Origin of the sequence: Staphylococcus sp. LKG4-2, assembly GCF_050955665.1 — a bacterium.
Classification (GTDB): Bacteria; Bacillota; Bacilli; order Staphylococcales; family Staphylococcaceae; genus Staphylococcus; species Staphylococcus saprophyticus.
In genome coordinates this window covers 543,364-557,188 of record NZ_CP194532.1, presented here as the reverse complement: position 1 = coordinate 557,188, position 13,825 = coordinate 543,364, and the positions used below count along the sequence as shown (strand labels likewise).

10 protein-coding genes are annotated in these 13,825 nt (G+C 33.2%); 3 read left to right on the top strand and 7 right to left on the bottom strand.

The features are described from left to right. Positions 1-136: 136 nt before the first annotated feature. Both aryK and ACM6UH_RS02550 read right to left on the bottom strand, forming a co-directional pair. Positions 137-2,419 carry a transcriptional regulator AryK gene (aryK, locus tag ACM6UH_RS02555; RefSeq protein ID WP_048787395.1) on the bottom strand — a complete coding sequence of 761 codons (2,283 nt, stop codon included), beginning with the start codon at positions 2,417-2,419 and terminating at the stop codon, positions 137-139. Between the two features lie 182 nt (positions 2,420-2,601). Continuing rightward, complete coding sequence (locus tag ACM6UH_RS02550; RefSeq protein ID WP_011302294.1) at positions 2,602-5,112, bottom strand: MMPL family transporter; 2,511 nt, start codon at positions 5,110-5,112, stop codon at positions 2,602-2,604. Positions 5,113-5,259: 147 nt separating this feature from the next. Here ACM6UH_RS02550 and ACM6UH_RS02545 point away from each other — a divergent pair, with 147 nt between their 5' ends. Then, positions 5,260-5,814, top strand: a complete 555-nt coding sequence (locus tag ACM6UH_RS02545; protein ID WP_061050478.1) for a TetR/AcrR family transcriptional regulator — start codon at positions 5,260-5,262, stop codon at positions 5,812-5,814. Positions 5,815-5,993: 179 nt separating this feature from the next. On the opposite strand, the gene pruA is transcribed toward ACM6UH_RS02545, so the two are convergent. Further along, a complete protein-coding gene (gene pruA / locus ACM6UH_RS02540) occupies positions 5,994-7,538 on the bottom strand; it encodes an L-glutamate gamma-semialdehyde dehydrogenase (RefSeq protein WP_011302292.1) in 1,545 nt (514 codons plus the stop codon). A 240-nt stretch (positions 7,539-7,778) separates the two neighbouring features. Here pruA and ACM6UH_RS02535 point away from each other — a divergent pair, with 240 nt between their 5' ends. Then, positions 7,779-8,849: an acyltransferase family protein gene (locus ACM6UH_RS02535; RefSeq protein WP_061050477.1), complete on the top strand. Its 1,071-nt coding sequence runs from the start codon at positions 7,779-7,781 to the stop codon at positions 8,847-8,849. A 110-nt stretch (positions 8,850-8,959) separates the two neighbouring features. Here the strand turns inward: ACM6UH_RS02535 and ACM6UH_RS02530 are convergent, their stop codons facing one another. Continuing rightward, positions 8,960-9,541 carry a DUF4064 domain-containing protein gene (locus ACM6UH_RS02530; protein WP_061050476.1) on the bottom strand — a complete coding sequence of 194 codons (582 nt, stop codon included), beginning with the start codon at positions 9,539-9,541 and terminating at the stop codon, positions 8,960-8,962. Between the two features lie 179 nt (positions 9,542-9,720). On the opposite strand from ACM6UH_RS02530, the gene ACM6UH_RS02525 reads away from it, so the two are divergent. Then, positions 9,721-10,506, top strand: a complete 786-nt coding sequence (locus ACM6UH_RS02525; protein WP_047504649.1) for a putative hydro-lyase — start codon at positions 9,721-9,723, stop codon at positions 10,504-10,506. A 47-nt stretch (positions 10,507-10,553) separates the two neighbouring features. Here ACM6UH_RS02525 and ACM6UH_RS02520 read toward each other — a convergent pair whose 3' ends face one another. From ACM6UH_RS02520 to ACM6UH_RS02510, 3 genes are all read right to left on the bottom strand, one after another. Next, positions 10,554-11,570 carry a PTS sugar transporter subunit IIC gene (locus ACM6UH_RS02520; protein ID WP_011302288.1) on the bottom strand — a complete coding sequence of 339 codons (1,017 nt, stop codon included), beginning with the start codon at positions 11,568-11,570 and terminating at the stop codon, positions 10,554-10,556. Positions 11,571-12,029: 459 nt separating this feature from the next. Continuing rightward, entirely contained in the window at positions 12,030-12,593 is a 564-nt protein-coding gene (locus ACM6UH_RS02515) for a sugar O-acetyltransferase (RefSeq protein ID WP_002482261.1), read from the bottom strand. Between the two features lie 28 nt (positions 12,594-12,621). Beyond that, on the bottom strand, positions 12,622-13,818 hold the full coding sequence (locus tag ACM6UH_RS02510; RefSeq protein WP_002482260.1) for a DUF819 domain-containing protein: 1,197 nt from the start codon (positions 13,816-13,818) through the stop codon (positions 12,622-12,624). Positions 13,819-13,825 lie beyond the last annotated feature (7 nt).

The window sequence follows — 13,825 nt, the reverse complement described above, 5'->3', positions numbered from 1 at the left end:
TATGTATTATTTCTTCGACTAACAACAAAAATAGATGTATCATTTTTGTCTTTTTAACAACATACCTTTCAAATTTTGATAAATAGAAAGAGGCTATTACAACAAAAGGTGCCTCCCCTTCGTTGTAATAGCCAATTCAACATAGATATTTTTTAAACTCTATAATTTGGATAGCATTCGTTAACAATTTCAAGTGATATGTGATTGTATCATTGACTTTCACTTCACTAATGTCCATTTTCGGATATGAGATGCGATTAACATAAGCAATGGTTTCTTCATCCATACCATATCGCGTATTATAATGTTGCCAAACTGTATATAATGCCCCGTTATTTTTATCTAAGGTCATATGCTTAATTTTGTATGTTCCAGGATGTGCATTGATGATATTAATCTGATATTCCTTATGATTTAAATATTGTGCATGATGATTCAATATATAATATGGATTATAATGTTCAGCATCCCACATGACAATTTGAAAATGGTCAGTCGATCCAACAACCATACAATTTTCACTTTGATATAACACTTGATCGAACAGTTTTCTATAAAAGGCACTTGTAAAAAAGGCCGGCCTTTTTCCATCAAATTGATGATATAACTCAATACCAGTGAGTTGTGCACTTGAATCTTTTAATTTAAATTGTTCATGCAGCTCATAATTCAGCCAATAACCGATCATTTGAATTCTGTCATTCATTTCAATTAACTGTTCAAATATGATACCCGCTCTAAAATACTCTCCATTCGTTAAATGTGTATCTCCAGTCAACGTATTCCAATTTAATAATATAAACGAGATAGAACTTTGCTGAAGCTCTAATGTTTCAACAACCTTATTAAATTGTTCGTAAATATGTCGTTTCGCTAATTCATATTGCTGACTTTCTATAGATTGAAAATCAATCATATCATTCTGATTGGCTGAAAAAGCAATGCGATCAACAATTCTGTCTGATCGTTCTAAAATTCGTTTCGCTTTATGAGGCGCTTCTAATTTCCCTATGTCCACATTGAGCACAATTTCCACATTTGTAAAATAATATTTAAAAAGAGCAACCAGCTGATTAAATATTGAATCTTGCTTACAATCAATATAAACTACAAATTTCAATAAATTATTATTTGGTAAGCCATTAAAAATATGTTCTAAAAGGTAAGTCAATTCTTGATAATATTGGGTGAAATTAATCGTACTTCTAGGTGGCGTAAGTTCGATGCCTAAACCAATTTGATGTTTTATTAAAAAATTAATTGATTCATCCACTTGCATATAAGGATGTATATTGGGAATCATTTCATCACTCTCAATTTCCGAATGATTAATACGTCCCTGTTGAATGGGATCTTTGATAAGTATATGGTCTAATCCTAACATGGTCTTCACTTCAATTAACTGTCTTCTAACGCGATGTGTCAGGATTGTTTCGAGATAACCAACTTGAATAACGTGTTGATAGTGGGAAATGGATTTCCCGTCATTTTGTAATGTGATATCAATTACTTTTTGTGCATCGGGTGATTGAACAATATCTCCAATATTTTGATCAATCAATAAAGATAAATAATATAAATAAGATTGATACGTTGTTGTGGTAGGACAATCATCTACTTTTATATGTTGTTCTTTCATTTGAAATTTAAGTCGGTAGTTCGATGGCGTGTATGTTGTTTCAGCTTTAAAGTACTTTAATAATGCGTTAGAGTTACTAAAGCCATTTTTATAGGCGATTTGTGTAATGGGTTCATTCGTGTAAATTAAATCATTTTTACACTGTTCAAGGCGCACATGATTCACATATTGATTAAATCCAACGCCCTTTTTTTGCTTAAACAATTTAGATAAATAAGCATCGCTAAGTCCAACCATGTCTGCCATCTCAGTGAGTTTAATCGATTCAGTATAATGTTTATCAATATATTCGCAAATATATGCTAACCTGTCATCAGCTACCAATGGCATTTGTGCTTGTATATTGGTAGTTGGTAAATACCGCATCATGATAAATACTAAATCTATGAGTTGTTGTTCGATATATAAACGGTAGAATTCACCTTTTCTAATATAGACAATGCCTATTTTAGCAACTGCATTCACAATTTGTTGGTAAATGACTTCTTGCAAAGTATTTTTATTTAAAATAAATGCTTTATCTTTATAATCATTCATATACTGTTTTAAGTATGATTCCGTTAAATGAATTGAAAGATATAATGTATTTTTATGAGTTGAAAATCGACATGACGCTCTATGATTAATCAGAAATACTTCGCCTTTTTGATAGTTTGTCACAGAGTCTCCATTAATCACTTTCATCATACCGTTTAGTACGAGCACAATGCGTAACCCTTCTTCTAAATCTGTAAGGTTATTAAAATTTTTATTAAATTCCACATTATATAGTTCTCTCATGTTGCACCTCTTATTAAATTATACTTCGTGTACAAGGACTAATTAATACTTTCATTTTAGCAAGATTAGCAAATTTTTGACAGCGACGCTTACGCTATCACGAAACAATTTGGTATATAAAAAAACGTAGGTATCACAGCCTAATGGCTATGTACCTACGCTTAATTCAACAATAGAATCTATTATTTTTTAACAAGTTTTTCTATCAATGCATTTAATTCACTGATATTATCACTTTGTTTTGATAAGAGTGACATCAATGCTTTATCTTGTAGCTCTGAATCTTCATTTAATTTAGAAGTTGCTTCATGACGTTTATCAGCATCATTATCTGCCTTACCTTGATAAGCTTTTAATGCTTCATATAAGAAATGTTGATTCGTAGACTGTTGAGCAATTTGATCATATAAAGCTTTAGTTTGTGCGTCAGTAGTAATCACATTTTTGTTGTCACGGTTATCATTTGAAGTTGCAATACTAAATGAACGATCATACTGTTCTTTCGATGCATTTTGATTTTGTTTCGCTTCTGGTTTTGAAGGCATTTTATCTTGTAATGCATGTCCTTCAATATCAACATGCGGTAAGATTCTATTTAACCAACCAGGAATGTACCAAGATGCTTTACCAAACAATTGTGTTAATGCTGGTATTAATAATAAACGTACGACAAATGCATCAAATAATACACCAAATCCAAGTGCAATACCCATGGATTTAATCATCACGTCATCTTGGAATACAAAGGCGATAAACACACTGAACATAATTAATGCGGCAGCGACAACAACTGGGCCACTTTCTTTAATACCAACTTTAATTGAGTGTTCATTATTGCGTGTCTTACTGTATTCTTCATGGATACGTGACATTAAGAACACTTCATAGTCCATTGCTAAACCAAATAACAGACCTATAGTTATAACAGGTAAGAATGCAAGTAATGGTCCAGTCGTATCCACACCGAATAAGCCAGACATAAATCCTTCTTGCATAATTAAAGTTGTAAAGCCTAGTGTTGCGACTAATGAAAGTACAAAGCCTAATACCGCTTTAAGTGGAATAATAATTGAACGGAATACAATCATTAACAAGATAAACGCTAATGCTACGATAACACCTGCAAATAACGGAATCGCTTCATTTAATTTTTGAGACATGTCTATATTGATGACACTTTGTCCTGACACTTCTGTCTTGAAGCCATATTTATCTTTAGCATCATCATTATAATCTCTTAAATCATGAACTAAATCATTTGTAGATTCTGCGTTAGGTCCTTTTTCTGGAATTACCGCAATTAAGGCATAATCTTTGTTTTTACTCAATTGTGGTGGTGTCACCATATCAACATTATCTTTTTTATCGATATCTTTCGTCATATCTTGTAAATCTTTTTGTAATGCTTGTGGGTTATCATTCTTATCTTTAACATTCACAAGCATGGCAATTTGACCGTTATAGCCTTCGCCAAATTTATCGGATACAATATCATACGCTTTCTTCTGCGTACTATCTGCTGGTTTCATACCATCATCTGGAATACCCAATCTCATATTACTAATTGGTATTGCAGCTACGACTAATATAATAAGTCCTATAAGTACAGCAGCTAATGGTTTACCAACGACAAATTTAGACCATTTTGTGTCTACATCATTGTCAAATTCTGATTTTGTTTTTTTCGGTTTGATTTGTTTATGGAAAATACTGATTAAAGCTGGTAACAATGTCAACGCACTAATAACCGCTACAAGCACACTGATTGCGGAGGCATAACCCATGATAGCTAGGAAATCAATGCCAACTAACGATAAACCACAAACAGCTATAATTACAGTTACCCCAGCAAAGATAACGGCACTTCCTGCAGTACCTACTGCTAAACCAACTGCTTTAATATGATTCGATTCCGTCTTAACAATCTGACGGTATCTAAATAATATAAATAAAGCGTAATCTATACCTACGGCTAAGCCAATCATTACCGCTAATGTTAGTGTTACATTAGGGATATCGAAAGCATATGTAAGTAACGAAATAATACCTACACCTGTACCTAAGCCAAGTAATGCACTAATAATTGGCATACCAGCCGCAATAAATGAACCAAATGTAATGAGAAGCACAACAAACGCTACAATAATTCCGATTAATTCAGAAGAACCGCCAATTTCTGTGTTTTCCATACCTGTACCCATCAATTCAACTTGGACATTATGGTCATCTTCTAATTTATCGACTTTATCTTGCACATTATCCTTGCCATCTTGTGTCATAGACGTCGCAGAGATATCATAATTAATATCTGCAAAAGCTGTCGTTTTATCTTTACTTATTTGTCTGTTTTCGTATGGATCGGTAATGTTTTTAATATCTTTGTCATCATCTTTGATGTCTTTCAATGTATCCTTGATATCTTTTGTCATATCTTGTTTAACGATGCCATTATCGGAATCGCTTTTAAATACAACCCTTATTTGAGCCTTCTCACTGTCTTGATTAAATTCATCTTCAATTTTTTCATTAGTATCAAGTGATTGCAAACCATTCATTGTGATATCGTTATCAAATTTAGGTGCACTTACTGTAAGCGGGATAATAATTGCAGCAAGTATAATAACCCACGCAACGACACTCCACCATTTATGTTTGGCCACAAATGATCCTAACTTGTATAAAAACTTTGCCAATCTATTGCCTCCTCAGATAATCAACGTTATAGTTTAATTGTATAGTGTAGATTATTTATATTAACACAATAAACGCTGTGTACAATTAATAAAAGAATTAAAAACTGTAATATGCCTATTTAAACTACAGATTAGGAGAAATGTAGAATGAATGAAAAAGATTTACGAGTCATTAAAACCAAACGCGCTTTATCCACAAGCCTATATGTCTTGCTTGAGAAACATGCATTTTCAAACATCACGGTAAACCAAATTTGTAATGAAGCACTCACACATCGAACGACATTCTATAAACACTTCTATGATAAATACGATTTGCTTATTTATTTAATTACAGAAATCACAAAAAATTATTTCTCTATGGATATTAAAGATCGTATCAATAATCCCTTTAGTGTTATGGAAAGAACTTTAAATGATATTAACGAGTTGAAACGTGTTGGTGATAAACAATGCGATGATAAAGAATTCGAGCGTACGATCAGTAATTATTTCATCAAAATATTGCAAAATGATATTAAAGAAAATGAACATCGCATTTCAGTAGACGCAAGCGTTCCAACAGAATTGATATTTTATGTTTATGGAACGAGTTTATATGGTTTTATGGGATGGATACGAGATAATGATATTCAACTTAGCGCACATGAAATCGACGTACTCTTCCAAAAATTAATCAATATCAAGGTTGAAGATGTTTAATCATTGTTGAAGTATTTTATATGGTATGTCATTTCCATAATCTTAATTATAATGCCCTTTTTCAATGACATTAAAACTTATTACACTACAAAAAGGCGACGCCATTTGACTGGCATCGCCTTTTTCAATTTAAAGATCGTGTTATATTGCTATGCTTTTTATAAACCACTTTATGCGATTTAAAACATTTCTGAAACTACTTTTTGTTCTAAGAAGTTTAATAAGTAGTCTGGACTTCCTGTTTTAGCATCTGTACCTGACATTTTGAAACCACCGAATGGGTGATATCCAACAACTGCAGATGTACAACCACGGTTCAGATATAAGTTACCAACATCGTATGATTCAACGGCTTCTATCCAGTTTTCGCGATTATTTGTGATCACAGCACCTGTTAAACCATAATCTGTATCATTCGCAATTTCTAATAATTCTTCAAAGTCTTTACCTTTAACAAAACCTACAACCGGTCCAAAGATTTCTTCTTGCATAATTTGGTCGCTCGATTTAAGGTTTGCTATAATAGTAGGCTCTACAAAGTATCCAGTAGCATCATCTGTACCGCCACCTTGTTTTAACTTGCCTTCTTTACTACCAATTTCAATATAATTTTTAATTTTATCAAATTGTTTTTGATTAATAACTGGTCCCATATACGTGTTATTTTCCGTATTGCCTACAGTTAAGTTTTTAGTTAATGCAACAGCTTTTTCTAAAACTTCATCATATACATCTTTGTGTACAATGGCACGTGAACAAGCTGAACATTTTTGACCAGAGAAACCAAAAGCAGACGATACGATTGATTCTGCAGCTAAATCTGTATCAATGTCTTTATCCACTACAATAGCATCTTTACCGCCCATTTCAGCAATCACGCGTTTTAAGAATTGCTGTCCGTCTTGTACTTTGGCTGCTCTCTCAAAAATTCTAGTACCTGTTGCACGAGAACCTGTAAATGTAACGAAATGCGTGTGTACACTATCAACAAGATAATCGCCAATTTCTTTAGGATCACCTGGTACAAAATTCACAACACCTTTTGGTAATCCAGCTTCTTCTAAAATTTCCATTAATTTATATGCCGTTAATGGTGTATCTTCCGCTGGTTTTAAAAGTACTGTATTTCCTGCAACTACAGGTGCTAATGTTGTTCCTGCCATAATTGCAAACGGGAAATTCCATGGTGGGATGGTTACGCCTGTACCGATAGGTTTGTAGAAATATTTATTATGTTCTCCTTCTCTATCTAATACTGGTTTACCATCAGCAAGTTCCATCATTGATCTTGCATAATATTCAATGAAGTCAATACCTTCTGCAGCATCGCCGACCGCTTCATCCCATGGTTTACCTGCTTCATAAACCATTACTGCTGAGATTTCTTCTTTACGACGTCTAATAATAGCTGCAACTCTAATTAAAAATTCAGCACGGTCTTTGTGTGACCATCGTTTCCAAGATTTATAAGCTTCATTAGCTGCTTCAAATGCGTCATCCACATCTTTTTGAGTTGCTTTTGAAACTTCTGCAATCACTTCAGTTGTATTTGCAGGATTGATAGACTGATACGTATCTTTTGTGAATTTCTCTTCTCCATTAATAACTAAAGGAATTTTTTGATTTAATTCACCTTTAACTTTCTTTAATGCTTCTTTAAATGATTCAACATTCTTACTATCTGTAAAATCTATGCTTGGTTCATTGTGATAATTGACTACCATTTTTCTACCCCCATGTGAGTTTGTAAATAGAAAACTAAATGGAATCTTCCATTCTTAATGTCATTGTATATGTATCACACAATAAATGCAATCGCTTACATAAACTTTCCTAAAATTGGGTCGCTTCGAATCTATTTCCGTTCATTTTGCCACACTTTATATTATATTCGATATTTTTAATTGTGTAATGTTTATATTTTGTATTTTAAATTAAATGAACAATCGAGAGGTAAGCTATATATGAAAACATATACGTCAGTTATATTTTGGATGCGCACGATAGCTTGTTTAAGTATTGTTCTCATTCATTCTATTACAACTACATTTAGCAAAATGGATTTTCTAGGTCATGGAACTGCAATCAGAGTATTTCAATTAATGCTTATGTTCAGTACCCCATTATTTGTATTCATTTCAGAATTCTTATTAGCTAAAAATTATCACGTCAAAACAAAACCAGGATTTTCTAAGAATAAATTAATTTATTTAGGTATCCCCTATATAATCATTAACATTGGTATTGCACTATTCTATTTTGAATCCAAAACATTCGATCAATTCATGACACATCTGGGAGACACAATGTTCCATGGTGGTGCAGTGACATATTTCATTGTTATTATTTTCCAATTCTATATATTACATATACTTTTTGCAAAATATCTCATTAAATGGAAACCTGTCCCAGTGATTATTGGTGCCGTTATCTTTGCTACAATTTATTGGGCATTTAGACAATATGCACCACAGTCAGAACATCCAATCCTTGGTCTATTCTGGGAAAGAGAAGGCTGGATGCTCTTTTTAGGATGGATTAGTTACTTCTTACTTGGCTTTTACACTGGTATCTACTATGAAACTTTCATGAAGAAGATTAAAAAATATACTTGGCCAATTATTATTGGCGCAATAATAGCAACATCTATATTAGTCGATAACTATTTGTTTGGCATTAGCACGTGGGTAGAATCAAAACGCTTTGATATACCTTTTTATGTAAAGATGGTTATTCTAGTCTTTTTCTTATTCGCTTCATATGTTAAATACGTACCAAAATTCATTTTATTTATAAGTAACTATTCTTTCTGTATCTACTTAATACATTACTTCTTCGTCCACGAATTAGGTTTGTTAAGAGCAGCTAGTTCACTTAGAAATATTGCTTTCAATTTCATTATCACGTTAACCGTGTCCATTTGTTTAGCTTATATATTCAATTTGTCAAAATATGGTAAGTTTATCGTTGGTGGTATTGGCCATATAAAATATGACAAAGTATACGAAAGTTATAAACACGGTAAAATGGACTAAGCTGAAATGTTAATATGCGTTAATGCGCATTTTCTACTTTCATTCAGTCATCTACGCTCTAATTGGAAATAGCCTGAGACATCTATGTATGTCTCAGGCTATTTTATTCCCTATTTTTTATAACGTGCTTTCCTACTTAATTGTGTTGGTGCTTTATCTTGTTCTTCTGATTTATGATCATCCTCTTCATGATATGTAGTTTCAGTATTACGTTTTTGATTGTTATGATGATGCTTTGCTTGTTCTTTTTTTCTATTTCCTTTAGCTGGTTGATAGCGATCATAAGATTTTTGTTTTTTTCTTACTAATAACAATATACCTGCTACTAACCAAAGTATAGCTGTTATCCAATTGAGTGTAAGAACTGTCACAAGTCCCAGTAAAATAAATATAATACCAACAAATTTTGGAAGTTTATTTGTTAATATTGCAAATATAATGGCAATCACTGTACAAACAATAACAACAATTAAAGCTAAAATAAATAGATTACTCACTAAGTCTACTATATTAGCTGGATCCATCTGTGATGCATTTTGATTATAAATATTACTCTGGTTTATTACTTCTATTAACTCATTTTTCACACTGACATCATTAAAAAATGGTGCAACGATGGCCATTAAAAAAATTAAAATAAATTGTAGAATAATACCAATCCATATGAGTATTTTTTCAGCAGTCCTTTTCATATGTCTCCTCCTAACATCATCTATGTTGTTTTCATACCCTGCTTTTCAATAACTTATGCACTAGTCTGTATGCCATTCAGTGACACGCGTTCAAGTAAATTACTTTAAAAGTATTTAATCCCTATTTGATTACATTTTTTGTTAAAATAGTAATAATACATAGTTAAGGGGTGGTTTGATTGAACATACAAGATGCGCAACCTAGCACTTTAAGAGAAATGATTAAACAAGGGAAACTAACTGGTCACACAAGCGGGATGGCAAAAGGCTATGTACAAGCTAACGTAGTCATACTTCCATCTAAATATGCTTATGATTTTTTACTATTCTGTTTTAGAAATCCCAAAACATGTCCACTCTTGGACGTATCTGAAAAAGGAAATAAATCATTTACAAAATACGGTGTAACTGCAGACATTAGCACTGAAGTAGCTGCTTACCGTATTTATCAATATGGTGAACTCATTGAAACACGCGCCAATGTGGACGATTTATATACTGATGATATGGTTAGCTTTTTAATAGGCTGTAGTTTTACATTCGAACATGCTTTATTGGAAGCAGGCATACCGATTCGACATTTAGAAGAAAATCACAATGTCCCTATGTATGTAACTAATATACCTGCTAATCCAAGTGGGCAATTTAAAGGTAACATTACAGTGAGTATGAGACCCATGACCATGACACAAGCAATTAAAGCTACAGAAATTACGACGCGTTTTAAAAATGTCCACGGGACACCTATTCACATTGGTAATCCTACAGAGATAGGTATCACAGACCTTGCTCTACCAGATTTCGGTGAACCCGTTACTATTAATGAAAATGAAGTTCCTGTATTTTGGGGATGTGGTGTAACGCCTCAGTCAGTTGCACTAGATGCTAAACCCGATTTAATGATTACACATGCACCAGGTCATATGTTTATTACAGATATACCAGATAGTCAATTAAGCGATTAGTCAAAAACACTCCGATGCCTTAACTTTTTTAGCATCGAAGTGTTTTACTATCTTGTTTCTATATCCTCTTTTGAGACAATTGGATAGTTTTTAAATAACACTGAACAAACATAACCAACAATTAAACCTATTAATCCAATAATCGCACCATAGATAAATATTTTTATAGGATCATTAAAACCGAACATAACCAAGAACCCTGCCAATGGTGTCGCAGTACCTGTAGCATCATTTATCATACCTGATGATGCAATCACAGCACCTGCCAATGCACCTCCAATAAAATTAGCTGTGTATATTGGTACCGGGTTCGCTGATACAACATCAGCCTGAGACAAAGGTTCAATACAAACTGCAATTCTAGATTTACGATCTCCCAATTTTAATTTATTGAACATTGTGCCATTGATAAATGATGATGCAAAGGACACCATCGCTGCAATGGCCATTGGCATACCAGTTAAACCGAGTAGCGCTGTTAAAGCCATTGAACTTAACGGTGCAGTACCTACTACTGTAATGACACCACCTAAGATAATACCCATAATAATTGGACTGACCTCAGTAGAACTTTGGATAATATCACCGATTTTTAATAATGAATTATTGACTAATGGTGTAACACCTACGGCTACTAACCTCGCTAAGGGTGCAATAATTAAAATACCAACTATTAAATCAACACCATCTGGTACTTTACGTTCTGCATATTTCATTAAATAACCAATAACATAACCAGCAACAAAACCAGGTATTAAATCTAGTCCACCACATGAAGCAGCAATCGCTAATGCATAGACCGGAGATACACCAATTGCAAGTGCAACTAAACCAGCAGCTGCAACGCCACCGAGACCTCCGGCTGCATCACCAAGATCTCCCAAAAATGAAATGCCTAATAAATCTCCACCGACATATTTGTGAAATGCCTCAACCAAAAAAGTCGCAATCGCTGCATTTGCTAAGGCACCCATAGCTCTCATACCCATAGGTGCTCGATATGTAAATAGTGTAAAAAGTGCTAACACTACAATTAAAAACAATGTTCCAATCAAAATATCCATTTTTTCGAATTCCTCATTCCTATTCTAGAAGTAGTTAAATTAAGTACGGAAATAATTTTTCAACCATTTGCTAAGCAGTATAGACAAACATTTTATTAATTATTACTCCTACTATTTCACTCATATTTTATATTAACACAAATTCGTTTTATATTCCGAACAATTTTATTAATTTTTATTTAAGCTCCGCGGAACATTTTGATAAATGGTTTTAATTATTTTTAATATATTACACAATTTTATATTAATTTTCTTTCAAAAAGCCTGAATATTTGTTTTGTATATTTTATATGTTTAACTTTTACTGTACTAAAAAAACGAGTATACAAATCTAAAAAACAACTTTAGCATTTGCACACTCGTCTTGCGGAGCATTATTATATTCTTCTATATAAAACAAGAAACACCTTGTAAATTACTTATAGCTAAGCAGCATGTCAACATACGATTAGCTTAAATTTATTGATTTTTGATATCGCTGACCGGTTTGGCTGGTGTACCTAACGCTAGCACATTCGGCGGTATATCTTTAGCCACAGTACTACCAGCGCCTATTACTGAACCTTCACCAATTGTTACTCCAGGTAAGACAACGACATTGGCACCTAACCAGACATTAGACTCAATTCGAATTGGTAGTGCTTGTTCTAACCCAATATTACGTTCTTTATATTCTAAGGGATGCACTGCTGTATATAAGCCACAACTTGGCCCGATGAACACATCATCACCAATAAATATCTTGCCACCATCCATAAAATAGCAGTCATGATTAATAAAAATTCTTTCACCTAAAAAGATATTATATCCATAATCTGTTTGGAATGGACTTAACAACTCCAATGCTTTCGGTTCATAATTTAATAATTTTGTAAGTATTGTATGACGCGATTCTTTATCACTAGGTTTGATATGATTTAATTCAAAGCACAAATCCTTAGCCTTCATTCTCTCAGCATCTAATGATTCGTCAAAATTAGCATCATACCAATCACCTGCTAACATTTTTTCTTTTTCACTCATCGTAAATGCACCTCCATATTTTTTATATTCACCCTAAATAAGTTAAAAGTTGATACATTAACGTTCCTGCATAATTTCCAATAACATAACCTAATGTGCCAATGATAAGTATAGGGCCAACCACCTTCGTCCAACCTTTGCCAATTGCTAATGCGGCAGCAGTTGTTGGCCCACCAGCAGTTGCGTTACTTGCAAGTAAAATTTCTTCTATTTTAAAGCCAAAAATTTTACCAAAGATTAAGCTTAGCCCTAGATTAAAGACAAGGATAATTATAACAAAGATAAACAATAAAGGCGCCGTTGTTATTATCGTAGCAAATGAGGCAGGTGTCCCAATAACCACAAAGAAAATATAAATTAGAAATGTACCAATTTCTGAAGCACCTGCTAAACTTTCAAAGAAGTCTCCCCAAACTGCAACTACAATTAAAGTTAAAGTGGTTAACAATAAATAAGGATCTCCCAAAAAAGAAACAATCAATGTAAGAACTACATTGTGTTGCGGCATCCATTGTTGAATGAGATCAGCACCTTTGAAACTAACTGCTACAAGCGTCACAGCACTTGCAATCGAAAAAGCAATATCTAATAATTGTATTTTTTTTGGCTCCCAATACGCTTGTTGAGATTCTGGAGTACTTTTTGATTCATAGTCACTTTTAAATTGTTTTTTAATTAAAGGCAATGAAGGTAGTGCGATTAGCAGCATAAAATAAAGTGCCATAACGCTATTATCTGCTACTACAGTAGATGAAATCATTTCACTTGGTGTCTCAAGTTTGGAACTCAATGCCGCAAAGTTAACGCCTCCTCCAATGTAACTTCCAGTCATCATGGCTCCTATTTTATTTAAATATGGAATCCATTGATTTAAGATCATAAATCCTACCGTTGTACCAATCATGGTACCTATAGAGGCTACAAAAAATATCACTAATAATCTTCTACTTTCTTTCCAAATCTTCAATATATTAGAACTAAAAAGAAGTAATGGAATAGATAAGGGCACAATATAATCCCACACAGTATCATATACTGGCGCGCTCATTGGAATCACTTTGAAATTTGATAGTAACATTGCCCCAACAAGTGCAATAATCGCACCCGAAATGGTACTCGCCCATCGATAACGTTGTTCTAAAAATAAACTCACCGTTGCCCAAACAATAATGATTGCCCATAATAACCATGTATCATCTTTAGCTACTATTGCACCTATTAGCATAAATAAT

Bases quoted from the DNA above. Each gene is read 5' to 3' on its own strand.
- aryK (WP_048787395.1), bottom strand. From the start codon at position 2,419: ATGAGAGAACTATATAATGTGGAATTTAATAAAAATTTTAATAACCTT.
- ACM6UH_RS02545 (WP_061050478.1), top strand. From the start codon at position 5,260: ATGAATGAAAAAGATTTACGAGTCATTAAAACCAAACGCGCTTTATCC.
- pruA (WP_011302292.1), bottom strand. From the start codon at position 7,538: ATGGTAGTCAATTATCACAATGAACCAAGCATAGATTTTACAGATAGT.
- ACM6UH_RS02535 (WP_061050477.1), top strand. From the start codon at position 7,779: ATGAAAACATATACGTCAGTTATATTTTGGATGCGCACGATAGCTTGT.
- ACM6UH_RS02530 (WP_061050476.1), bottom strand. From the start codon at position 9,541: ATGAAAAGGACTGCTGAAAAAATACTCATATGGATTGGTATTATTCTA.
- ACM6UH_RS02520 (WP_011302288.1), bottom strand. From the start codon at position 11,570: ATGGATATTTTGATTGGAACATTGTTTTTAATTGTAGTGTTAGCACTT.
- ACM6UH_RS02515 (WP_002482261.1), bottom strand. From the start codon at position 12,593: ATGAGTGAAAAAGAAAAAATGTTAGCAGGTGATTGGTATGATGCTAAT.
- ACM6UH_RS02510 (WP_002482260.1), bottom strand. From the start codon at position 13,818: ATGCTAATAGGTGCAATAGTAGCTAAAGATGATACATGGTTATTATGG.